At 72.8% G+C, this 21,793-nt stretch carries 22 protein-coding genes; 6 read left to right on the forward strand and 16 right to left on the reverse strand.

Annotated features, from left to right (window positions below; all coding sequences use genetic code 11):
• Window positions 1-230: 230 nt before the first annotated feature.
• The 7 genes from OHA91_RS10450 to OHA91_RS10480 form a co-directional block, all read right to left on the reverse strand.
• Window positions 231-962: a DUF3159 domain-containing protein gene (locus OHA91_RS10450; protein ID WP_031146597.1), complete on the reverse strand. Its 732-nt coding sequence runs from the start codon at window positions 960-962 to the stop codon at window positions 231-233.
• A 6-nt stretch (window positions 963-968) separates the two neighbouring features.
• A complete protein-coding gene (locus OHA91_RS10455; protein ID WP_075971173.1) occupies window positions 969-1,388 on the reverse strand; it encodes an OB-fold nucleic acid binding domain-containing protein in 420 nt (139 codons plus the stop codon).
• Window positions 1,389-1,413: 25 nt separating this feature from the next.
• Window positions 1,414-2,100, reverse strand: coding sequence for a response regulator (locus tag OHA91_RS10460; protein WP_031146595.1), 687 nt, complete (start codon window positions 2,098-2,100; stop codon window positions 1,414-1,416).
• Window positions 2,097-4,832, reverse strand: coding sequence for a sensor histidine kinase (locus OHA91_RS10465; protein ID WP_078959070.1), 2,736 nt, complete (start codon window positions 4,830-4,832; stop codon window positions 2,097-2,099). The genes OHA91_RS10460 and OHA91_RS10465 overlap by 4 nt, the downstream gene beginning before the upstream one ends.
• Before the next feature lie 201 nt (window positions 4,833-5,033).
• Window positions 5,034-5,822 (reverse strand): DUF3710 domain-containing protein, encoded by a 789-nt coding sequence (locus OHA91_RS10470; RefSeq protein WP_031146591.1) that lies wholly within the window; start codon window positions 5,820-5,822, stop codon window positions 5,034-5,036.
• A gap of 1 nt (window position 5,823) precedes the next feature.
• Window positions 5,824-6,369, reverse strand: coding sequence for a dUTP diphosphatase (dut, locus tag OHA91_RS10475; protein ID WP_031146589.1), 546 nt, complete (start codon window positions 6,367-6,369; stop codon window positions 5,824-5,826).
• Window positions 6,369-6,953, reverse strand: a complete 585-nt coding sequence (locus tag OHA91_RS10480; protein WP_031146588.1) for a PaaI family thioesterase — start codon at window positions 6,951-6,953, stop codon at window positions 6,369-6,371. Before OHA91_RS10480 ends, dut begins: the two co-directional genes overlap by 1 nt.
• 58 nt (window positions 6,954-7,011) lie before the next feature.
• Here OHA91_RS10480 and OHA91_RS10485 point away from each other — a divergent pair, with 58 nt between their 5' ends.
• Window positions 7,012-7,470, forward strand: coding sequence for a DUF3093 domain-containing protein (locus OHA91_RS10485; RefSeq protein WP_031146586.1), 459 nt, complete (start codon window positions 7,012-7,014; stop codon window positions 7,468-7,470).
• Window positions 7,471-7,512: 42 nt separating this feature from the next.
• Here the strand turns inward: OHA91_RS10485 and OHA91_RS10490 are convergent, their stop codons facing one another.
• From OHA91_RS10490 to OHA91_RS10505, 4 genes are all read right to left on the reverse strand, one after another.
• Entirely contained in the window at window positions 7,513-8,442 is a 930-nt protein-coding gene (locus OHA91_RS10490) for a hypothetical protein (RefSeq protein ID WP_328739162.1), read from the reverse strand.
• Between the two features lie 12 nt (window positions 8,443-8,454).
• Window positions 8,455-8,751: a DUF4193 domain-containing protein gene (locus OHA91_RS10495; protein WP_030036261.1), complete on the reverse strand. Its 297-nt coding sequence runs from the start codon at window positions 8,749-8,751 to the stop codon at window positions 8,455-8,457.
• Between the two features lie 383 nt (window positions 8,752-9,134).
• Window positions 9,135-10,379 (reverse strand): sensor histidine kinase, encoded by a 1,245-nt coding sequence (locus OHA91_RS10500; RefSeq protein ID WP_031146583.1) that lies wholly within the window; start codon window positions 10,377-10,379, stop codon window positions 9,135-9,137.
• 4 nt (window positions 10,380-10,383) lie between these two features.
• Window positions 10,384-11,037, reverse strand: coding sequence for a response regulator transcription factor (locus tag OHA91_RS10505; RefSeq protein WP_030008767.1), 654 nt, complete (start codon window positions 11,035-11,037; stop codon window positions 10,384-10,386).
• A 247-nt stretch (window positions 11,038-11,284) separates the two neighbouring features.
• Here OHA91_RS10505 and OHA91_RS10510 point away from each other — a divergent pair, with 247 nt between their 5' ends.
• On the forward strand, window positions 11,285-11,464 hold the full coding sequence (locus tag OHA91_RS10510; protein ID WP_031146582.1) for a hypothetical protein: 180 nt from the start codon (window positions 11,285-11,287) through the stop codon (window positions 11,462-11,464).
• 100 nt (window positions 11,465-11,564) lie between these two features.
• On the opposite strand, the gene OHA91_RS10515 is transcribed toward OHA91_RS10510, so the two are convergent.
• Complete coding sequence (locus tag OHA91_RS10515; protein ID WP_381625384.1) at window positions 11,565-12,368, reverse strand: inositol monophosphatase family protein; 804 nt, start codon at window positions 12,366-12,368, stop codon at window positions 11,565-11,567.
• Window positions 12,365-13,540, reverse strand: a complete 1,176-nt coding sequence (locus tag OHA91_RS10520; RefSeq protein WP_031146579.1) for a ferrochelatase — start codon at window positions 13,538-13,540, stop codon at window positions 12,365-12,367. The genes OHA91_RS10515 and OHA91_RS10520 overlap by 4 nt, the downstream gene beginning before the upstream one ends.
• A gap of 172 nt (window positions 13,541-13,712) precedes the next feature.
• Between OHA91_RS10520 and OHA91_RS10525 the strand changes: the two genes are divergently transcribed.
• Both OHA91_RS10525 and OHA91_RS10530 read left to right on the forward strand, forming a co-directional pair.
• Complete coding sequence (locus tag OHA91_RS10525) at window positions 13,713-14,966, forward strand: MFS transporter (RefSeq protein WP_328739163.1); 1,254 nt, start codon at window positions 13,713-13,715, stop codon at window positions 14,964-14,966.
• A complete protein-coding gene (locus OHA91_RS10530; RefSeq protein ID WP_031146576.1) occupies window positions 14,917-16,245 on the forward strand; it encodes a D-arabinono-1,4-lactone oxidase in 1,329 nt (442 codons plus the stop codon). Before OHA91_RS10525 ends, OHA91_RS10530 begins: the two co-directional genes overlap by 50 nt.
• A gap of 6 nt (window positions 16,246-16,251) precedes the next feature.
• Here the strand turns inward: OHA91_RS10530 and OHA91_RS10535 are convergent, their stop codons facing one another.
• Complete coding sequence (locus tag OHA91_RS10535; RefSeq protein ID WP_037631534.1) at window positions 16,252-17,025, reverse strand: hypothetical protein; 774 nt, start codon at window positions 17,023-17,025, stop codon at window positions 16,252-16,254.
• A 494-nt stretch (window positions 17,026-17,519) separates the two neighbouring features.
• On the opposite strand from OHA91_RS10535, the gene sepH reads away from it, so the two are divergent.
• Complete coding sequence (sepH, locus tag OHA91_RS10540) at window positions 17,520-18,578, forward strand: septation protein SepH (RefSeq protein WP_328739164.1); 1,059 nt, start codon at window positions 17,520-17,522, stop codon at window positions 18,576-18,578.
• A 73-nt stretch (window positions 18,579-18,651) separates the two neighbouring features.
• Here sepH and OHA91_RS10545 read toward each other — a convergent pair whose 3' ends face one another.
• Entirely contained in the window at window positions 18,652-19,497 is an 846-nt protein-coding gene (locus OHA91_RS10545) for a sulfurtransferase (protein WP_031146571.1), read from the reverse strand.
• A gap of 175 nt (window positions 19,498-19,672) precedes the next feature.
• On the opposite strand from OHA91_RS10545, the gene OHA91_RS10550 reads away from it, so the two are divergent.
• The gene (locus OHA91_RS10550) at window positions 19,673-20,458 is read left to right on the forward strand and encodes a VOC family protein (protein ID WP_031146569.1); all 786 of its coding nucleotides are present in this window, start codon (window positions 19,673-19,675) and stop codon (window positions 20,456-20,458) included.
• Window positions 20,459-20,476: 18 nt separating this feature from the next.
• Here the strand turns inward: OHA91_RS10550 and OHA91_RS10555 are convergent, their stop codons facing one another.
• Window positions 20,477-21,739: an MFS transporter gene (locus OHA91_RS10555; protein ID WP_031146567.1), complete on the reverse strand. Its 1,263-nt coding sequence runs from the start codon at window positions 21,737-21,739 to the stop codon at window positions 20,477-20,479.
• Between the last annotated feature and the right edge of the window lie 54 nt (window positions 21,740-21,793).

A 21,793-nucleotide genomic window follows, 5' to 3' on the forward strand; every position in this document is an offset into this window, starting at 1 on the left:
CCGCCCCGGCGGTGGCCCGCAGGCGCCGAGCCGGGGCACCGGGACACGCCCCGAACTGCCGGAGGGGACGGGCACGGGCCCCTGGGCCGCTTCGGACGCCGCCCCGCCGCCCCGGCCGGGCCCGCACCGCGGCGGGCGGGGCAACGCGTGCCGGCAGCGGGACGACGCAGGGGCGGGACCGGCCTTGATGGCCGGTCCCGCCCCTGCGTCGTTCGTCGTGTGCCGGCCGGTCAGGCCTTCCGGTGGGACGTCGCCTTGCGGGCCTCCTCGGCGGCCTCCTTGGCCTCCCACTCCGCGATCACGTCGATCGGCGGCGGCGCCTTCGCCAGGAAGACCCAGGTGAAGTACACCGCGAGCACCATCGGCGGGAGCTTCAGCGCGATCAGCACCCAGCCCAGCTGCGTCGCGTCGCCCCACCAGTACAGCGGGAAGAGGATCGCGTACTTGGCGAGGAAGATCAGCCCCCAGGCCAGGCTGGCCTTCGTGTACGCCTTCTTGCGCCCCGGGTTGCGCGTGCGCCAGGACAGGTTCTCCTTGAACACCGGGCCGAGGATCACGCCCAGCAGCGGGAAGCCCACCAGAGCCGAGACCGTGAAGGCCACGCCCAGGCCGACGCCGTAGATCATGCCCGGCAGGTAGAACCCCTTCGCGCTGCCCGTGAAGAGGGCGAAGGCCACGCCCACGCCCACGCCGAAGACCCCGCTGAAGGCGTGCTTGACCGTGTCCTTGCGCAGCAGCCGCACGATCACCAGCACCACGGCGACCGCGCCCGCCGCGATGGCGGACATCTTCACGTCCTTGTTGATCGTGTAGATCATCACGAAGAGCAGCCCGGGGAGCATCGTCTCGATGGTGCCCCGGACACCTCCGAACGCGTCGAACAGCGCCGCCTGCGTCACGGCCTTCTGGTCCTCGGACGGCTCGGCGCCGGGCTCCGGGTTGGTCGGTTTGTCGAGTGACATCGCCGGTTACTGCTCCTGTCCGAGCGGTCGGAGTTCGTACTTCGGGTTGAACAGCACCCGACGGCCGTGACTCAGGGAGATGCGCCCGGAGGCGATCATGCGTCTCCCGGGCTCGATTCCCACGATCGAGCGACGCCCGAGCCAGACCACGTCCAGTGCGCCGGAGCCGTCGAACAGCTCGGCCTCCAGGGCGGGGACGCCGGCCCGGGGCCGCAGGGTGACCGTGCGGAGGGTGCCGGTCACCTTGACTATCTGACGGTCGTCGCAGTCGCAGATCCGCGTACACCCCGCGGCTTCTGCGTCCTCCTGCAGCTCCGCGGAGTGCAGCTCCTCCTGCGAGGTCGACAGCCGCTCGATCATCCGGCGGAACCGGCCCGCCGGCCTGGCCGGCTTCGCGGGCTTCTCGGGACGCGGTTCAGCACTCATACAGGAAAGCCTACCGGCGCGCCCACTACCTCTCGAAGCGGTATCCCATGCCCGGTTCGGTGATGAAGTGCCGCGGATGCGAGGGGTCCGCCTCCAGCTTGCGCCGCAACTGGGCCATGTAGACCCGCAGGTAGTTGGTCTCGGTGCCGTACGAGGGCCCCCAGACCTCCTGGAGCAGCTGCTTCTGGCTGACCAGCTTGCCGCCGTTGCGGACGAGCACCTCCAGCAGGTGCCACTCGGTGGGGGTCAGCCGTACGTCGCGCCCCTCGCGCACCGCCTTCTTGGCGGCCAGGTCCACCGTGAAGCCCTCGGTCGCCACGACCACCTCGTCCTCGCCGGACCCGGCGGACGGTTCGGCCCGGCGGACGGCGGCGCGCAGCCTGGCCAGCAGCTCGTCCATGCCGAAGGGCTTGGTGACGTAGTCGTCGGCGCCCGCGTCCAGGGCCTCGACCTTCTCGTCGGAGCTGTGCCGGGCGGAGAGGACCAGGATCGGCACGCGGGTCCAGCCGCGCAGCCCCTTGATCACCTCCACCCCGTCCATGTCCGGCAGGCCGAGGTCGAGGACGACCACGTCGGGATGGCGGGCCGCGGCGAGCTCCAGTGCGCTCGCGCCGTCTGCGGCGGCGTCCACCTCGTACTTGCGTGCCTTCAGATTGATCACGAGGGCTCGGACGATCTGCGGCTCGTCGTCCACCACGAGCACCCGGGTCATTGAGGTCCTGCCTTCTGTCGCGTCGTCCGGTCACGGTCGTGACCGGTGTCGAGTGGGTGGTCCGTACCGGCGCGGTCCGCGCCGGGGGCTCCCGTGGCTCCGGGGTCGTCGCCCCCGCCGTGTCCGGGACCGTCCCCGCCGGCCTGTCCCCCGCCGTGTCCCCCGCCGTGTCCCCCGTCGTATCCGGCGCCGTATCCGGCGTCCACCGTGCCCTGGGCCGGTGCCGGGCCGCGGGGCACCGCGCGCAGGGTCAGCACCATGGTCAGCCCGCCGCCGGGGGTGTCCTCGGCGGCGAGGGTGCCGTTCATGGACTCGGTGAAGCCGCGGGCGACCGCCAGTCCGAGGCCCACTCCGGCGCCGCGCGGGGCGTCCCCGTACCGCTGGAAGGGGGCGAAGATCCGGTCCTTGGCCTCGTCGGGGACCCCGGGCCCGCGGTCGACGACCCGCACCTCGACCCGGTCGTCGAGGCTGCTGGCCGCCACCAGCACCGGTGTGCCGGCCGGGCTGTACTTGACGGCGTTCTCGACGACGTTGGCCACGGCCCGCTCCAGCAGCCCGGGGTCGACCGCCACCATCGGCAGCGACTCGGGCACGTCCAGCAGCACGCTGTCCTCCGGTACGCCGCCCAGCGCCATCGGGACCACCTCGTCGAGGTCGATCTCCCGGATCAGCGGGGTGACGGTCCCGGTCTGCAGCCGCGACATGTCCAGCAGGTTGCCCACGAGGTGGTCGAGGCGGTCGGCGCCGTCCTCGATGCCCTCCAGGAGCACGGCGCGGTCCTCCTCGGACCATTCCACGTCGTCGGAGCGCAGCGAGGTCACGGAGGCCTTGATAGAGGCCAGCGGCGTACGCAGGTCATGGCTGACGGCGGCCAGCAGGGCGGTCCGGATCCGGTTGCCCTCGGCCTGCCGGCGGGCCTCCTCGGCCTCTCCGACCAGCCGCTGGCGGTCCAGGACCACGGCGGCCTGGGCGGCGAAGGCGCCGAGCACCCGGCGGTCCTCGGCGGGCAGGACCCGCCCGGACAGGGCGAGCGCCATGTGGTCGCCGATGGGCATGTCCACATCGGCGTCCTCGGGGCGGGCGACCGGGCCGGGGCCGGCGCTGCCGGCCGGTTTCCAGGGCTCCAGGTCGTCGGCCCGCTCCAGCAGGGCCACCGACTCCATGGCGAAGGTCTCGCGCACGCGCTCCAGCAGCGCGTCCAGCGTGGTCTCGCCCCGCAACACGCTTCCGGCGAGGAAGGAGAGGATCTCGGACTCGGCGCGCAGCCGGGCGGCCTGGTGGGTGCGGCGGGCGGCAAGGTCCACCACCGAGGCCACCGAGACGGCCACGCCGAAGAAGACGGTGATGGCGACGATGTTCCTGGGATCGGACACGGTGAACCGGTGCAGCGGCGGCGCGAAGAAGTAGTTCATCAGCAGCGAGCCGAGGGCGGCGGAGGCGAGGGCCGGCCAGAGCCCGCCCAGCAGTGCGGCGGCCACCGTCAGCGCCAGGAACAGCAGCATGTCGTTGGCGAGCCCGAGGTCGGCGTCGACGTGCGTGAGCAGCAGGCACAGCAGCACGGGGAAGACCGTTCCCACCACCCAGCCGGCCACGATCCGGTTGCGGCCGAGCTGGGCCGCCGAGCGGGCGACGGGCAGGCCGCGCCCCTTGGCGGCCTCCTCGTGCGTGACGATGTGGACGTCGAGGTCGGGTCCCGAGTCGCGGGCCACACTCGCGCCGACGCCGGGGCCGAGGACGTACTGCCAGGAGCGGCGGCGGCTGGAGCCGAGCACGATCTGGGTGGCGTTGACCCCGCGCGCGAAGGCGAGCAGGGCGTCGGGGATGTTGTCGCCGATGACGTGGTGAAACGTTCCTCCGAGGTCTTCGACCAGCGTCCGCTGGACCGCGAGCTCCTTCGGCGAGGCGGCGGTCAGGCCGTCGCTGCGGGCGATGTAGACGGCGAGGATCTCGCTGCCCGAGCCCTTGGCCGCCATCCGCGAGGCACGCCGGACGAGGGTGCGCCCCTCGGGCCCGCCGGTGAGCCCGACGACGATGCGCTCCCGCGCCTGCCAGGTCGAGCGGATGCCGTGCTCGCCCCGGTACTGCTGGAGGTACTCGTCGGCCCGGTCGGCGACCCACAGCAGTGCGAGCTCGCGCAGGGCGGTCAGGTTGCCCGGCCGGAAGTAGTTGGAGAGGGCCGCGTCGACCTTCTCGGGCTTGTATATGTTCCCGTGCGCCATCCGCCGGCGCAGCGCCTGCGGGGACATGTCGACCAGCTCGATCTGGTCGGCCCGGCGGACGACCTCGTCGGGCACGGTCTCCCGCTGCCGTACCCCGGTGATCGCCTCGACCACGTCCCCGAGCGACTCCAGGTGCTGGATGTTGACGGTCGACACGACGTCGATGCCGGCCCGCAGCAGCTCCTCCACGTCCTGCCAGCGCTTGGCGTGGCGCGAGCCGGGGACGTTGGTGTGCGCGAGCTCGTCCACGAGCGCTACGGCCGGCCGGCGCGCGAGGAGCGCGTCCACGTCCATCTCGGTGAAGGTGGCGCCGCGGTAGGTCAGGGTCCGGCGTTCCACCTGTTCGAGGCCGTGGAGCATGACCTCCGTACGCGGCCGCCCGTGGTGCTCGACGAAGCCGACGACGCAGTCCGCGCCCCGCTCCGTCCTGCGGTGCCCTTCGGAGAGCATCGCGTAGGTCTTGCCCACGCCGGGTGCCGCGCCGAGATAGATCCTGAGCTTGCCGCGTCCCATGCGCTCATTCTCGGGGACGTCCGGGCCGGGCACGCACCGATCCCGGCGCCGGGACCGATCCCTGACGGATCCCTGACGCGGGCCGCGGAGCTCCGTCCGCGGTGCGCGAAAGCCGGTGGGCCCCACCCCGAAGGAGTGGGGCCCACCGGCCGGAAACACGACGCGCCCCCTTGTGCGCGGGGGCCGTCCGGGGTCGGCGGGTCAGCGGACCTCGGTGATCTCCGGGCCGCGCTCGAGCTGGCCCATGCCGCCGCCGAAACGGGAGCCTTCCTGCTCCTCCGTCGTCTGCACGCCGTCCGGCACCATCTGGGCGTCGTTCGGCAGCTTCAGGACGATCGGGTCGCGCGGGGCCATCGGGCCGTCGCCGCGGACGACGACGGTGTCCCGGAAGATCTGCTCCAGCACGCCCGCCGACTCGGGGCGCACCGCGCCCTGGCCGGAGATGACGCCCCGCAGGAACCAGCGCGGGCCGTCCACGCCGACGAAGCGGACCAGTTGGGCGCCGGTCTGTCCGTCGGGCAGCGGGACGGGAACCTGCGCGCGCAGCTCCCAGCCCAGGGCGCCCTGGACCTCGTCGATGATGCCGCCCTGCTGGGTGATGCCCGCGGCGATCTCGTCGCGGACCTCGCCCCAGATGCCTTCCTTCTTGGGCGCGGCGAAGGCCTGCAGCTGCACGGCGCTGTCGCCCAGCACCACGGTGGCGGCCACGATGGCGTCCCCGGCGACCTCGACGCGCAGTTCCATGCCGTCGACACCGGGTACGAAGATGCCGCCCAGGTCGACCCGGCCGTCGGCCGGGTTCCCGAGCACCTCGGAGACGTCCCAGGGGCCGTCCGGCCGCGGGGCCGGGGGCAGGTTGATCCGGCGCGGCGCGGCAGCGCCGTCCGACTCGCCCGCATCGTCCTGCTCAGCGGCGGCGACGCCGTCTACGACCTGCTCGGCCGCGCCGCCGTCCTTGGCGGAGTCGTTCTTCTTGCGACGTCCGAACACGTCACTGTCCTTCCCGGTCGGTTACGACCGAAGCGTAGCCATTCCCACCCTGCTGACCAGCCCCGGATCCGGCCACGGCCGCATGACCGCCGGTGGAGCCGAAGCCCCCCTCGGCCCGGGCCGAGCCGGGAAGTTCCGCCACCTCGTGGAAGCGCACCTTCTCGACCCGCTGGACAACCAGCTGGGCAATGCGGTCGAAACGCTCGAACCTGACGCTCTCGCGAGGGTCGAGATTGACCACGATCACCTTGATCTCTCCACGGTACCCGGCATCCACCGTCCCCGGGGCATTCACGAGCGCGAGCCCGCAGCGTGCGGCCAGACCCGAACGCGGGTGCACGAAGGCCGCGTACCCGTCGGGCAGGGCGATCGAGACCCCGGTGGGCAGCACCGCGCGCTCACCGGGCTCCAGTACGGCGGCCTCTGTGGTGACCAGGTCGCAGCCGGCGTCACCGGGGTGCCCGTACGCCGGAATCGGAACCTCCGGGTCGACGCGGCGAATCAGCACGTCCACGTCCTGGCGGGATCCGTTGTTGTTCAGGGACATCAGGGGTTCACCTCAAAGGCGCGTGCGCGCCTGACCTGGTCCGGGTCGGCCATGGCCGCCTGGATCTCCTCGGGCCGTCCGTTGTCGATGAAGTGGTCGACCTTCACTTCGATGAAGAGCGCGTCGGCGCGGACCGCGACCGGGCCCTCCGGCCCGCCTATCCGGCCCACGGCCGTGCAGTAGATCTTCCGGCCGGCGACGGCGGTCACCTCGGCCTCCAGGTACAGCACGGTGTCCACGGGCACCGGCCGCACGAAGTCCGTCTCCAGCCGTCCGGTCACGGCGATGACGCGCAGCAGCCAGTTCAGCGAGCCCAGCGTCTCGTCGAGTGCGGTGGCGAGCACCCCGCCGTGGGCGAGCCCGGGCGCGCCCTGGTGGGCGGGCTTGACGGTGAACTCGGCGGTGACGCGGACGCCGTCGCCGGCCCGCGCCGCCAGGTGGAGTCCGTGCGGCTGGCCCCCGCCGCAGCCGAAACAGTGCTCGTAGTGGGCACCGAGGAGCTCACCGGGTGCCGGCGCGTCGGGATGCCGGACCGGTGCGGCGGCATCGGCCGGGGGCGTCAACGCTGTGTTTCGTCCACTCACAGCCGCAGACCTTACCCGCGCGGCTACCCGCCGGTCGCCTCGTGGCAGGCTTGAGCACATGCAGCTCTCCACCGCGCACCACGACGAACGCCTGACCGCCCCCCGCTCCTGGTGGGGCATCGCCGTCATGACCGGCCTCGCGGGTGCGCTGATGCTGCTGCCCCTGGGCACGCTGCCGCTGCTGGCCGGCCTCGTCGGCGGCACCGCACTGGCCGGGCTGGTGGTGAGCTCGTACGGCTCCGCGCGCGTGCGCGTGGTGAACGGTGCGCTGGCCGTCGGCGACGCGCGGATCCCGGTGTCGGCGCTGGGCGAGGCCGAGATCCTGGACGCCGAGGAGGCGCGCGCCTGGCGCACGTACAAGGCGGACACCCGGGCCTTCATGCTGATGCGCAGCTATGTGCCGACGGCGGTCCGGATCGAGGTCACCGACCCCGCCGACCCGACCCCGTACGTCTACGTCTCCACCCGCGAACCGCAGGCCCTGGTCTCGGCGCTGCGCGCGGCGCGGGCGGCCTGACGGGCCTGCCCGGGGCCGCTGCGCGCACGGCGGCGGAGCGCGTCAGTCGCGCGCGAAGTACTCCGGCCCCTCCAGGGCGGCCCTGGTGGCCTCGGGAAGGGGCTCCGAGGGCCGTTCCAGGGGCGGCAGGGTGCGCAGGGCCTCCCAGGCCACCGCCTGCCTGCGCAGGTCCGCACGGACCTTCTCGGCGAGTTTGCGGGTGTCGCGGCGGTTCATGACCGCTCCGACCGCCGCGCCCACCATGAACGGCATGAGGTTCGGCAGGCTGCGGATCATCCGCTTCATGATCTGCTGGCGCAGTTCGCGCTTCATCTGCCCGCCGAGCGCGGCGTTCAGCGTCGTGGGCTTGGTGAGGTCGACTCCGCGCTCTTCCGTCCACGCGGTCAGGTAGGCGAACGTGCGCTCCTTGAGGTTGCCGTGCGGCCGCTGGCCGTAGACCTCGTGGAGCTCCGCGATGAGTTTCAGCTCGATGGCCGCGACGCCGGTGATCTCCGCCGCGAGTTCGGCGGGCATCGCGGGCGGCACGGGCAGCATGGCCGCCGCGCCGATGCTGGCGCCGACGGTCGCCGAGGCGGCGGTGGCGCCCGAGATCAGCTTGTCGGCGAGCTGGTCGGGACCGAGGCCGGGGAACTGCGCGCGCAGTGTCGCGAGGTCCCGGACCGGAACGCGCGGTGCGTTCTCGATGATCCTGTCGGTGATGTAGAGGGCGGCGCCGCGCACGCCTTCGCCGCCCTTGCGTACACCGTTCTTGACGGCTTGCAGCCGACGGCCCCCGGCACCGCGCCGGGACCCCTCGCCGGGCTCCGCGACCGACGCCGCCGGGGCGGTGTCGGAGGGAACGGCGAGTGCCGCACTGGCGGAGCCGCCGGGGGCTTCGGGACCCGTCTCCGGGTCCGTGGTCACCACCTGCGTCTCCGCCGGATCACCCTGCTTTCGGAAGGGGCGCCTCCGAAAGGGTGTCGAGCCAGCCACGGCCTACGCCTCTCAGTCGCAGTCGCGACAGATCGGCTGACCGTTCTTCTCACGTGCCAGCTGGCTGCGGTGGTGCACCAGGAAGCAGCTCATGCAGGTGAACTCATCGGCCTGCTTGGGCAGGACTCGAACGGCCAGCTCCTCGTTGGAGAGGTCCGCGCCGGGAAGCTCCAGGCTCTCGGCCGAGTCGAATTCGTCCATGTCGACGGACGAGGACGACTTCTCATTGCGTCGAGCCTTCAGCTCTTCAATGCTGTCGTTGTCGACGTCGTCGTCGGTCTTGCGCGGGGTGTCGTAGTCCGTTGCCATTGTTCGCTCTCCCCCTCTGGGTGTTAGCGGTGTCTCAGCGCACGTAACGCACGAGAGGCCGGACTTGTGCCCGACCTGAGGCGGAGATTTTGCCTCACATCAAGGTCTGTTACTCAATCGACACCCAGCCGCCCGCCTGAAGGGGCGATCGGCTGGGATGACGACCGGGACCGTACACGGTCCGGGCGCCGTCTTGCACAAACGCCACCCCGTGTATTTCCCGCCATTCGGGGGGCCGGAAACCCGGACTTCCCGGGCGTTCCGGCCGTCCCCGAGTCGCCGAACACACATGGCCCGCCACCGCCGACTGTGATCGATCACACAAGGGCGAATGGATTCAGAGGCCAAGTATTCAGCCAAAAGCGAACACGGGGTGGGGGGTCTCACAAAGGCAGAGTGACACGCATCACCAGGCCACCGCCTTCCCGGGGCATCGCCTGGATCCTGCCGCCGTGTGCGCGCGCCACGGAGCGCGCGATCGACAGACCCAGTCCTACACCCTTGTCGCTGCCCGTGCGCTCCGTACGCAGCCGCCTGAACGGCTCGAAGAGGTTGTCCACCTCGTACGCGGGAACCACGGGACCCGTGTTCGACACCAGGAGCACCGCCTGGCCGTGCCGGGCCTCGGTGGTGACCTCCACCCAGCCGTCCTCCGGCACGTTGTACCGGACGGCGTTCTGCACCAGGTTGAGGGCGATCCGCTCCAGCAGGACACCGTTGCCCTGCACGACGGCCGGCTCGCGCTCGCCGCGGATCTCCACACCCTTGGCGTCGGCCTCGCCCCGCACCTGGTCGACGGCGCGCGAGGCGACCTCCGCCAGGTCCACGGGCTTGCGCTCGACGATCTGGTTCTCGCTGCGGGCCAGCAGCAGCAGGCCCTCGACCAGCTGCTCGCTGCGCTCGTTGGTGGCGAGCAGCGTCTTGCCGAGCTGCTGGAGCTCCACCGGGGCGCCCGGATCGGACAGGTGCACCTCCAGCAGGGTCCGGTTGATCGCCAGCGGCGTCCGCAGCTCGTGCGAGGCGTTGGCGACGAACCGCTGCTGGGCCGTGAAGGCCCGCTCCAGCCGGTCCAGCATCTCGTCGAAGGTGTCGGCGAGCTCCTTGAGCTCGTCGTCCGGCCCGTCCAGCTCGATCCGCCGGGTCAGGTCGGAGCCGACCACCCGGCGGGCGGTACGGGTGATCTTGCCCAGCGGTGAGAGCACCCGGCCGGCCATCGCGTAGCCGAAGGCGAAGGCGATGATGCTCAGGCCCAGCAGGGCCATCAGCGAGCGGCTGAGCAGGTCGTCCAGGGCGTGCCTGCGCTGTTCGAGGATGCACTGGCCGATCGCGGCGTTGAACTGGTCGGGCGTCAGTTCGAGGCCCACCACTCCCGGGCAGGAGCTGCTGGTGACCTTCACCTGGCCGCCCACGATCTGGAACGGCAGGGCGTTGCCCTGCCGCAGGGCCTGGGCCGCCAGCAGGTAGATGATCGAGAGCAGCAGGATGCCCGCGATCAGGAACATCCCGCCGTAGAGCAGCGTGAGGCGTATCCGGATGGTCGGCCTCAGCCACGGGAAGGGACCCTCGGGCTGGCCGGGGTCCCAGGTCGGTTTCGGTGGCGCCGTCGGTGGCGCCGGGGTCGTCGCCACGTGGTCAGATCCGGTATCCGGAGCCGGGCACCGTCACGATGACGGGCGGCTCGCCCAGCTTGCGGCGCAGGGTCATCACCGTCACGCGCACCACGTTGGTGAACGGGTCGGTGTTCTCGTCCCAGGCCTTCTCCAGCAGCTGCTCGGCGGAGACCACGGTCCCCTCGCTGCGCATGAGGACCTCCAGCACCGCGAACTCCTTCGGGGCCAGCTGCACCTCCTTGCCCTCGCGGAACACCTCGCGCCGGTTCGGGTCCAGCTTGATCCCGGCCCGCTCCAGTACGGGCGGCAGCGCGACGGTGGTGCGCCGGCCGAGCGCCCGCACGCGGGCGGTCAGCTCGGTGAAGGCGAAGGGCTTGGGCAGGTAGTCGTCCGCCCCGAGCTCCAGGCCCTCCACGCGGTCGCTCACATCGCCGGAGGCGGTCAGCATCAGCACGCGGGTGGGCATGCCGAGCTCGACGATCTTCCGGCACACGTCGTCACCGTGCACGAGCGGGAGGTCCCGGTCGAGCACGACCACGTCGTAGTCGTTCACGCCGACCCGCTCCAGGGCGGCGGCGCCGTCGTACACGACGTCCACGGCCATGGCCTCCCGGCGCAGGCCGGTGGCCACCGCATCGGCGAGCAGCTGCTCGTCCTCGACGACGAGTACGCGCACGTCGTTTCCTTCCTCCGAGCCCAGAAGGGCACACGTGTATTGCGTCGTACATCCTGCCCGTTTCAGCCGTAAACCGGCTGTAAGACGGGTCATGGAGGGGGCCCGCGGGACGGAAGTGAGGATTCCCTCGCCTCCGGAGGTTTCTGCGCCCAGGGTGCCGGGGAGGACGTGAGCACACCCCATCCACTCCCTGACGGCGGTATTGCCACGTGCCGCCGCCGACCCACGAAGAGGGGGCGAACCCATCATGGACGCATTCACCGCGGGTCTCCTGCAGCGCATCAGGGCCACGCAGTCGGATCTCAGGCACGCCCGCGAGACGGGCGACGACTTCCTCGCGGAAGTGGAACAGGCGGAGCTGGAAGACCTCCAGCGCCTGGCCGCCGAACACGGCGTCCCGGTCACGGCCGCCGTGCCCGCCTGCTGACCGGCCGCTGAGCGGCTGCCGAGAGCCGACCCCAGGACGACGTGGACCCCGGCCGCCCGAGAGGGCGGCCGGGGTCCACGTGCGTCCACCGCCGCCGCGCTCAGTCGTGCCAGGCCCCGGCCTCTTCCAGCAGCGGCTGGAGCGAGGCGAACACGGCCGGGGTGGCGGCCAGCGCGAGCTCTCCCGAGGCCGGCTCCCCGGGGCGGCCGCCGGTCACGGCCCCGGCCTCCCGGGCGATCAGGTCGCCGGCGGCCAGGTCCCAGGGGTTCAGGCCGCGCTCGTAGTAGCCGTCCAGCCGCCCCGCGGCCACGTCGCACAGGTCCAGGGCCGCCGAGCCGCCCCGCCGGATGTCCCGCACCAGCGGGATGATCCGCTGCGCCACGTCGGCCTGGTGCGCCCGGCGGGTCTGGACGTAGGCGAAGCCGGTCCCGACCAGCGCCTGGTCCAGCGGGGCCGCCGAACGGCAGGCGAGGCGTGCCGTGCCCAGCCAGGCGCCGCCGCCGAGCACCGCGTGGTAGACCTCCCCGCGCATCGGCGCAGCCACGACGCCCACCACGGTCTCGCCCCCGTACTCGGCGGCGATGGACACGCCCCAGCTCGGGAGGCCGTAGAGGTAGTTCACGGTGCCGTCCAGCGGGTCGACCACCCACCGCACCCCGCTCGTCCCCGGGGTGTCCGCGCCCTCCTCGCCCAGCAGCCCGTCCTCGGGCCGCCGCTCGGCGAGGATGCCGGTGATCAGCTTCTCCGCCGCGATGTCCATCTCGGTCACCACGTCGATCGGGCTGCTCTTCGTCGCCGCCACCGCCAGATCGGCCGGCCGGCCGTCGCGCAGCAGGGCCCCGGCCTGCCGGGCGGCCTCCATGCCGACCTCCAGCAGTTCGGCCTTCAGCTCTTCGGAGATCACGCTTCCCCTCCTCGTTCCCGGGCGTACGGGCTGTCCGCGCCCGCGGCGGCCGGCCGCGGGGCCCGCGCCGGGCAGCAGCCCACCGCGCACAGGTCGTGGCTCTGTCCCAGCGTGCCCACCCAGCATTCCCCGACCGCCTCGCCGCGCTCCTTGGCGGCCCGCTCCAGGACGAGTTCCCGTACCGCCGCCGCGAAGCGCGGGTCGGCGCCGACCGTCGCGGAGCGCGCGACGGGCAGGCCCAGCTCGGCGGCCTTGGCGGTGGCCTCGGTGTCCAGGTCGTACAGGACTTCCATGTGGTCGGAGACGAAGCCGATGGGGACCATGACCACGGCGGGGGCCCCCTCGGCGTGCAGGGCCTCCAGGTGGTCGCAGATGTCCGGCTCCAGCCACGGGATGTGCGGGGCGCCGCTGCGGGACTGGTAGACGAGCTGCCAGGGGCGGGCGACACCCGTCCGTACCGCGACCTCGTCGGCGATGACCCGGGCGACGTCGAGGTGCTGCTTGACGTACGCGCCGCCCTCACCCCCCCCGGTGTGGTCCTCCACCGGGCCGGAGGTGTCGGCGGCCGCGGTCGGGATGGAGTGCGTGGTGAAGGCGAGGTGCGCTCCGGCGCGCACCTCCTCGGGCAGGGCGTCGAGCGAGGCCACCACGCCGTCGATCATGGGCTCCACGAAGCCGGGGTGGTTGAAGTAGTGCCGCAGCTTGTCGACCCGCGGCGGCTCCACGCCGTCCTGCTCCAGCGCGGCCAGGGCGTCGGCGAGGTTCTCGCGGTACTGCCGGCAGCCCGAGTACGAGGCGTACGCGCTGGTGGCGAGCACCGCGATCCGGCGGCGCCCGTCGGCGGCCATCTCGCGCATCACGTCGTCCAGGTAGGGGGCCCAGTTCCGGTTGCCCCAGTAGACCGGCAGGTCCAGCCCGTGTCCGGCGAAGTCCTTGCGCAGGGCGTCGAGCAGCTCGCGGTTCTGCCCGTTGATCGGGCTGACCCCGCCGAAGCCGAAGTAGTGCTGCCCCACCTCCTTGAGCCGCTCGCGCGGGATGCCGCGCCCGCGCGTGACGTTCTCCAGGAACGGCACGACGTCGTCGGGTCCTTCGGGGCCTCCGAAGGAGAGCAGCAGGAGTGCGTCGTACGGGGCGGCGGAGCCGGCGTCGGGGGCACGGAACTGGTCTGACATGCCTCGAATCCTGCCACCCGGCCGCCCCGTCCGGTAACGGACCCGGCGCCGTCCCACACATCGAATGACAGGTAAGGTCACCCTAAGTTCTTGCCCGGCGCCTTCCCCGTGCGTGCGCTTCGTCGGCAGACGTAATCTGTGTGAGCCAATCCAGTCCCTTACGGAGGGCACCTTGCCCAGTCCCTACCGCGCGATATTCGCGACCCCCGGCACCAAGGGGTTCACAGCCGCCGGCCTCATAGGCCGGATGCCGCTGTCCATGGTGGGCATCGGTGTCCTCACGATGGTCACCGAGCTGGGCGGCAGCTACGCCCTCGCCGGCGGGATCACCGCCACCATCGCCCTCTCCGCCGCGGCCGTGGGCCCCCAGGTCTCCCGGTTGGTCGACCAGCACGGACAGCGCCGGGTGCTGCGCCCCGCCACCCTGATCGCGGCCGCCTCGGTCACCGGCCTGCTGATCGCCGCCGCCCAGGGCTGGCCGAGCTGGACGCTCTTCGTCTTCGCCGTCGTCGCCGGGTGCGTGCCCAGTGTCGGTTCGATGGTCCGGGCCCGCTGGACGGCCCTGTTCCGCGACACCCCCCAGCTGCACACGGCGTACTCGTTCGAGTCCATCGTCGACGAGCTCTGCTTCATCGTCGGCCCGCCGCTCGCCGCGACGCTCTCGGCCGGCTGGTTCCCCGAGGCCGGCCCGGTGGTCGCCGTCGTCTTCCTGGTGACGGGCGTGTGGTGGCTGACGGCCCTGACCGCGACCGAGCCGGAGCCGCATCCGCGCCACGAGCACTCGGACCTCTCCTCCGCGCTGCGCTCCCCCGGCCTGCGGGTACTCGTGGCGACCTTCGTCGCGACCGGCGCGATCTTCGGCTCCGTGGACGTGGCCACCCTCGCCTTCGCCGAGGAGCACGGCAACAAGTCCCTCGGCGGCGTCTTCCTCGCCGTGTGGGCCTTCGGCTCCTGCCTCGCGGGCATCGTCTTCGGCCTGATGCACTTCAAGGGCAAGGCCGAACCTCGCTGGGTCGTGGGCATCAGTGCGATGGCCGTGAGTATGATCCCCCTCCTACTGGCCGGGAACCTTCCGTTTCTGGCCGTGGCGCTCTTCGTCTCGGGCCTCGCCATCGCTCCCACGATGATCACCACGATGGCCCTGATCGAGGCGCACGTACCACACGCGAAGCTGACCGAGGGCATGACCTGGATCAGCACCGGCCTCGCGGTCGGTATCGCGCTCGGGTCCTCCGTGACCGGCTGGGTCGTCGACGCGGCCGGCGCGCGGACCGGGTACGTCGTCTCCATCTCGGCGGGAGCGGCCGCGGCGGCGGTTGCGTTCGCGGGATACCGCCGGCTGACGAGGCCGGCGCAAGGGGAGGAGCCAGCAACCGATGGGGACGGCGACAGCACGGAACGGCAGCACGGCGACCGCGTGGCGTAACTGGGCGGGCAACGTCACCGCGACGCCCACCCGCGTGGTGACCCCGGCATCGGTCGGGGAGCTCCAAGAGGCGGTCCGCAGGGCCGCCGAGGACGGGCTGCGGGTGAAGGCGGTCGGCACCGGCCACTCCTTCACCGCGGCCGCCGCGACCGACGGGGTCCTCGTCCGGCCGCAGGCCCTGGCCGGGATCCGGTCGCTCGACCGCGCAGCGGGCACCGTCACGGTGGCGGCGGGCACGGCCCTCAAGGACCTGAACCGGGCCCTCGCCGCCGAGGGCCTCTCGCTCACCAACATGGGCGACATCATGGAGCAGACGGTCTCCGGCGCCACCAGCACCGGCACCCACGGCACCGGCCGCGACTCGGCCTCCATCGCCGCCCAGATCCGCGCCCTGGAGCTGGTCACGGCGGACGGCGAGCTGCTGACGTGTTCCGAGAAGGAGAATCCCGAGGTCTTCGCGGCGGCCCGGGTCGGCATCGGTGCGCTCGGCATCGTCACCGCGATCACCTTCGCCGTGGAGCCCCTCTTCTTCCTGACCGCCCGTGAGGAGCCCATGGGCTTCGACCGGGTGACCGCCGAGTTCGAGGAGCACTTCGCGGAGAACGAGCACTTCGAGTTCTACTGGTTCCCGCACACCGGCAACTGCAACACCAAGCGCAACAACCGCAGCCAGGGCCCCGCCGCCCCGCCCGGACCGGTGAGCGCCTGGGTGGAGGACGAGCTGCTCTCCAACGGCCTCTTCCAGGCGGTCAACACACTGGGCCGCGCCGTTCCGGCCACCATCCCCTCCATAGCCCGCGTGGCCAGCCGCGCCCTGTCGGCGCGCACCTACACGGACATCCCGTACAAGGTGTTCACCAGCCCGCGCCGCGTGCGGTTCGTGGAGATGGAGTACGCCCTCCCGCGCGAGGCCGTGGTCGAGGCGCTGCGGGAGCTGCGGGCGATGGTCGACCGCTCCGGGCTGCGGATCAGCTTCCCGGTGGAGGTGCGGACGGCTCCGGCGGACGACATCGCGCTGTCCACGGCCTCCGGGCGCGACACCGCCTACATCGCGGTGCACATGTACAAGGGCACCCCCTACCAGGCCTACTTCACCGCGGCCGAGCACATCTTCACCGCGCACGGCGGCCGCCCGCACTGGGGCAAGGTGCACACCCGGGACGCGGAGTACCTCTCCCGGATCTACCCGCGCTTCGGCGAGTTCACCGCGCTGCGGGACCGCCTCGACCCGGACCGGGTCTTCGGCAACGACTACCTGCGGCGCGTCCTGGGGGCTTGAGGCAGGTCAGGGGGCGCTCGGCCGGGCCGACGGCGTGGCACCGCCGGCGCCCGGCGTCGGGGTCGGGTCCGGCGTCGGCGGCGTGGGTGTCGGCGTCGGCGCCGGCCCGTGTGTCGACTCCGAGGGGCGGGGCGCCGGCTCCCCGGAGCGCGACGGGTCCGGGCCCGGGCTCCGGCCGCCGTCCGGGCGGGAGGGGCTCGGGGAGGCGCCCGGGCCGGGGGCGTCGGTGCCGCCCCGCCGCTCCTTCTCCCCGCCGGCCGGGCCGTGTTCGGGCGGGGCGGGCCGGTCCTCGCCCGCGGTGCGGGTTCCGCCGGAGAAGAGCGTGCCGCCGCCGCTGCTGACGGAGGTGCCCGCCATCGCCTCGTAGGTACCGAGGCCTCCGATGGCGATGGCGAAGGCCGCGCCGGAGGCCACCGCGGTGCGCTTCCATCCGCGCACCCGCGTTCCGTGCACGGTGGGTTCGCCGAACTCCTCGGTCGGCCCGGTGGCCGCGGCCTCCCCTTCCCCGCGGGGCGGCGGCACCTGACGGGCCTTCGGCCGGGCGCCCTCGCGCAGCTGGTCGCCGGTGCGCCGGAAGAGGTGCTGGATGACGGGTCCGCCGGCGGTGGCGACGACACTGACCACGCCGGCGCCGAGGATGGTCCCGTAGACGCCCATCTTCGAGGCGAGCAGGGCGGCCGCGACGGTGGCCAGGGAGGATCCGGCGACCTGGGCCACGCTCAGGTCGAGCTTCTTCTCCTCCGGTTCGGTCCCGACGTCACGCGTCGTCCTCTGACCCATCGCCATCCCCTGTGTGCCCGGCCTCTCGTGCTTCTCCTCTTTCAGCAGTTACTGACAGCTGGGCGAAGGGGATAGTTCCGTTTCGGGTGATTCTGTGAAGCAGGACACCCGCTTTCAGGCACCGGACGCAGGTGGGACCCGACAGCGGGCAGCCCAACTCCCGCCGTCCGAGGAAACTTCGGCGGCGCGGCGGTCCACCCAGGTGGCCCGAATGGAGTACTGTGGCGAGCCCTGGGTCTGTCCTTCCTTTCGGATGTCCGGATCCGGGAGAGGGGGCCGGCTGACGGAAAGCGGCACTCGAAGACCGGTGATGCCGCGGCATTGCACGGATCCTGCTGCGCACAGTAACCGTCCGGTCACTGTGCGTGCCCAACAGGTAACCGTGCCATAACGGCGATCAAGGGCGCATGCCCGACACGCCGGTTTAACTCGGCAAGGTTGTGGCAGGCTGCACCCGGGCAGGCCACACTCGACTAGCGGAAGCAGCGACGCACGTGACGTCGGCAGGCACCACCCGGGAGGTCCCCATGCCCGAACTGCGTGTCGTGGCCGTCTCCAATGACGGCACACGACTGGTGCTCAAAGCTGCGGACAGTACGGAGTACACGCTTCCGATCGATGAGCGGCTTCGGGCTGCCGTGCGCAACGACCGTGCGCGCCTGAACCAGATCGAGATCGAGGTCGAGAGCCACCTCCGTCCCCGCGACATCCAGGCCCGCATACGAGCCGGTGCCTCCGCGGAGGAGGTCGCCCAACTCGCCGGCATCCCCGTCGACCGCGTACGCCGCTTCGAGGGCCCCGTGCTCGCCGAGCGCGCCTTCATGGCCGAGCGCGCCCGCAAGACCCCGGTGCGCCGCCCCGGCGAGAACACCGGACCGCAGCTCGGCGAGGCCGTGCAGGAACGCCTGACCCTGCGCGGGGCCGAGAAGGACTCCGTCCAGTGGGACTCCTGGCGCCGCGACGACGGCACCTGGGAGGTCCTCCTGGTCTACCGGGTCGCCGGCGAGCCGCACTCGGCGAGCTGGACCTACGACCCGCCGCGCCGACTGGTCGTGGCCGTGGACGACGAGGCCCGCTCCCTCATCGGCGAGTCCGAGGACCTGCCGGCGACGCCGGAGCCGAGCTTCCCCTTCGTGCCGAGGATCGCGCGCCTGCCGCGCGACCGGCCGCTGGACCGCGCCCTGGACCGGCAGCTGGAGCGGGCCGAGCCCCGGCCCGCGCCCGTACCGGAGCCGGAGGAGGAGCGGGACACGCTGACCAGCCTGCTGGAGGCGGTGCCGAGCTTCCGCGGCGACATGGTCGTCCCCGAGCGCACCGAGCCGACGGACACGGAACCGGAGTCGGAGGAGCCGCCGGCGCCCGCCGCGTCGGCGGGCGCGGGCGCCGCGTACGCCGATGTCCTGATGCCCCGCACGGTGGCGGGCCACCGCGACCGGCTGACGGGCACCACCGACCGGCAGGCGGAGGCCGACGGGGTCCGCCCCGGGCGCCGTGCGGCCGTGCCGAGCTGGGACGAGATCGTCTTCGGTACCCGCCGCAAGAAGCAGGAGTAGTTCCCGCCGGCACCTGAAGCGGCGGAACGAGCGTCACGGCGGGACCGGCAGCGCGCCGGCCCCGCCGATGCGGCTACTGGGGGTCCGGGCCCGTGGCCACCGGGCGGGCCGGGTCCGCGCACCAGTGCGACCAGCTGCCCGCGTAGAGGTCGGACTCGATACCGGCCACCTTCAGGGCGAGCACCTCGTGGGCTCCCGAGACCCCCGAGCCGCAGTACACGCCCACCGGGGTCCCCTCCGACGCGCCGAGCGCCTCGAACCGGGCCCGCAGCGCGTCCGCGGGCAGGAAGCGGCCGTCGGGGCCCACGTTCTCGGTGGTCGGGGCCGACAGCGCGCCGGGAATGTGGCCGCCCACCGGGTCGATCGGCTCGACCTCGCCGCGGTACCTCTCCCCCGCCCGGGCGTCCAGGAGGACGCCTTCGCGCGCCCTCAGCGCCGCCGCGTCGGCGTCGAGCAGCCCGAGCGCCCCGGGGGTTGGCTTGAAATCGCCCTCAACCGGAATCACCCGTTCGGCCGTGAGCTCGCCTCCCGCCGCCGTCCAGGCGGCCAGACCGCCGTCCAGGACTCGCACGTTCGGGTGACCCGTCCAGCGCAACAGCCACCACGCGCGGGCCGCCGCCCAGCCCTGGCCGCCGTCGTACACGACCACCGGTGCGTCCGCCGGGACCCCGGCCCTGCGCATCGCCGCGCCGAAGGCCTCCGGGTCCGGCAGCGGGTGGCGTCCGCCCGACCCGGCCGGACCTGCCAGTTCGCGGTCGAGGTCGACGTAGACGGCACCCGGCAGGTGTCCGGCCTCGTACGCGGGCCGCTGGTCGGGGCCGCCCAGCTGCCAGCGGACGTCCAGCAGGACCGGCGGCCTGGCGCCCGCCAGCTCGTTCCTCAGTTCGGCGGCGGACAGGATCGCAGTCTTCGCAGTCATGGCGGCCATCTTCCTCCCCGCCCGGCACCCGTGTAACAGGGCCGTCATCAGCGGGGCACCCTGTTCCGGTCAACTCCGGTCCGGACCACCGGAATGCGGCGCGGCCGGGGCGCGAGGCGTCCGCCGGAGTGGAACCATCAGCACCGGTGACGGCACGACGGAGGAGACGGCTGACATGACCGAGGCAGCGGAAGCGACCCGGCGCACCCCCGGCACCCCGTGCTGGGTGAGTCTCATGGTGCACGGCCTCGGGAGCACCGAGGACTTCTACGCCGACCTGTTCGGGTGGGAGTACGTGCCCGGGCCCGAGCAGCTCGGGCCGTACGTCCGTGCCGTGCTGGACGGCCAGGAGGTGGCCGGGATCGGCGAGATGCCGCCGGACGGACACCTTCCGATGGCGTGGACGACGTACCTGGCCACGGATGACGCGGACGCGACCGCCGAGTCGGTGCGCGCGTGCGGCGGCACGGTCGCGGTGGGGCCGCTGGACGCCGGCATCGCGGGGCGGGTGGCGATCTGCTCGGACCCGCTGGGAGCCGTCTTCGGGCTGTGGCAGACGCAGGCCCGCCTGGGTGCCCGGCCGGGTGGCGGTCCGGGCACCCCCGTCTGGCACGAGCTGATCACGCAGGACACCTCGGCGGTCGGCAAGTTCTATGAGCACGTATTCGGCCACGAGGCGCAGAGCGACGTCACCTCCTCGGACGACTTCGACCACGTCACCCTGAACCTGGCGGGCCGGCCCGTCGCCGCCGTGCACGGCGTGGGCCGTTCGCTGCCGCACGACCGGGGTCCGCACTGGCTGGCGTACTTCGAGGTGGAGGACACCGACGCGGCCGCGCGGCGGGTCGAGGAGCTCGGCGGGCGCGTCGTCGACCCGCCCCGGGAGGGCCTGCGCGGGCGGCAGGCCACGGTCGCGGACCCGGAGGGCGCGGTGTTCGCCCTCGTGCACTCACGGTCCTGAGCGGCGCTGCGGCGGAACTCAGCCGGCGGGCCGCGACGGCGGCCGCCCGAAGTGCCGGGCGGTGGGCACCAGCGCCGCCGCCGCGGGGACGAGGAAGCAGGCCGCGGCGCACACGCCGAGGACCGGAGTGACCCCGAAGGCCTGGATGGCCGGGGCGATGAGCGCCAGGCCCACCGGGGCCAGGCCGTAGGAGACGAGGAAGTCCAATGAGGAGACCCGGGCGAGCTTGTCCGGGGCGACCTCGCGCTGGGTGGCGGTGAACCAGGGCACGTTGAACAGTTCGATCCCGATGCCGGCGGCCGCGTAGGCGCCGATGACCACGGCGGGGTGCACCGGGAACATCAGGCTCAGCGGCGCGAAGCCGTAGGCGGCCAGCCCCGCGAAGGCGGCCCAGCCCTGGGAGCCGGGCCGGAAGCGGGCGGTGACCAGGGCTCCGCCGAGCGCACCGACGGTGTAGGCGGTCATGGCGGCGGCCAGCACCCACTCGGTGTCGTACCGGTCACGGCTGATCAGGGGCAGGGCGACGCTGGTGGCGGAGTAGCCGAGCGCGATCACGGCGGTCAGGGCGCCCAGTCCGGCGAGGAACCAGGGGTGGCGGCGGGCCTCGCGTATCCCGTCGACGAACTCGGCGCGCAGCGACGCCCGCTGCGGCCGGGGGCGGGCGCCCGCGCCGGCCGCGGCCCCCCGCCCCGGCAGGAGTGCGGCGACGAGCCAGAGCAGGCCGATGCCGAGCAGCAGGGTCGAGACGTCGGTGAAGGCGGCGAGCAGCGCGGTCAGCGCGGGCCCGGCCAGTGTGGAGGCACGTACTGCCAGGGTCGTCGCGGCGTTGGCCTGCTGCCTGCGGTCGGCGTCGACGACCTCGGCCGTGAGTGCCTGGAAGGCGGGGCGGCAGGCTCCCTGGCCGGCGCCGGCGAGGGCGGCGGCCGCGGTCATCAGCAGGAGGGAGCGCCCGAGCCCGACGGCGAGGAGGGGCGCGGCGGCCGCGGCCGCGAGGGCGGACCAGAGGACGACGGCCCGGCGGGAGTGGCGGTCGGCCAGCACCCCGCCGACGGCCACGGCGGCGAGGAAGCCGGCGGTGCGCGCCGCGAGGACGAGGCCGAGGCCGGCCGCGCCCAGTTCCCGTTGCAGGACGGCGAGGCCCAGGACGAAGGGCAGGGCCCAGGTCGCGAGCCCGGAGGCGGTGGTGCCCGCCCACAGGCGCAGGAAGGCGGCGTCGCGCAGGACGGAACGCTCCTGCGGTGGACGGTTCTTGGGCTCCGCGGGGGCAGGTGTGGTCGCCACGATGTGGTGCTCCTCATTCCATTAATGAAAACGATAACCATTACAGTACTCTTG

Origin of the sequence: Streptomyces erythrochromogenes (assembly GCF_036170895.1) — a bacterium.
GTDB classification, from domain to species: domain Bacteria; phylum Actinomycetota; class Actinomycetes; order Streptomycetales; family Streptomycetaceae; genus Streptomyces; species Streptomyces erythrochromogenes.

Excerpts from the sequence above, each read along its gene's own strand:
- OHA91_RS10450 (WP_031146597.1), bottom strand. The coding sequence starts at position 962 with ATGTCACTCGACAAACCGACCAACCCGGAGCCCGGCGCCGAGCCGTCC.
- OHA91_RS10455 (WP_075971173.1), bottom strand. The coding sequence starts at position 1,388 with ATGAGTGCTGAACCGCGTCCCGAGAAGCCCGCGAAGCCGGCCAGGCCG.
- OHA91_RS10460 (WP_031146595.1), bottom strand. The coding sequence starts at position 2,100 with ATGACCCGGGTGCTCGTGGTGGACGACGAGCCGCAGATCGTCCGAGCC.
- OHA91_RS10465 (WP_078959070.1), bottom strand. The coding sequence starts at position 4,832 with ATGGGACGCGGCAAGCTCAGGATCTATCTCGGCGCGGCACCCGGCGTG.
- dut (WP_031146589.1), bottom strand. The coding sequence starts at position 6,369 with ATGTCCCTGAACAACAACGGATCCCGCCAGGACGTGGACGTGCTGATT.
- OHA91_RS10485 (WP_031146586.1), top strand. The coding sequence starts at position 7,012 with ATGCAGCTCTCCACCGCGCACCACGACGAACGCCTGACCGCCCCCCGC.
- OHA91_RS10495 (WP_030036261.1), bottom strand. The coding sequence starts at position 8,751 with ATGGCAACGGACTACGACACCCCGCGCAAGACCGACGACGACGTCGAC.
- OHA91_RS10510 (WP_031146582.1), top strand. The coding sequence starts at position 11,285 with ATGGACGCATTCACCGCGGGTCTCCTGCAGCGCATCAGGGCCACGCAG.
- OHA91_RS10520 (WP_031146579.1), bottom strand. The coding sequence starts at position 13,540 with ATGTCAGACCAGTTCCGTGCCCCCGACGCCGGCTCCGCCGCCCCGTAC.
- OHA91_RS10530 (WP_031146576.1), top strand. The coding sequence starts at position 14,917 with ATGGGGACGGCGACAGCACGGAACGGCAGCACGGCGACCGCGTGGCGT.
- OHA91_RS10535 (WP_037631534.1), bottom strand. The coding sequence starts at position 17,025 with ATGGGTCAGAGGACGACGCGTGACGTCGGGACCGAACCGGAGGAGAAG.
- OHA91_RS10545 (WP_031146571.1), bottom strand. The coding sequence starts at position 19,497 with ATGACTGCGAAGACTGCGATCCTGTCCGCCGCCGAACTGAGGAACGAG.
- OHA91_RS10550 (WP_031146569.1), top strand. The coding sequence starts at position 19,673 with ATGACCGAGGCAGCGGAAGCGACCCGGCGCACCCCCGGCACCCCGTGC.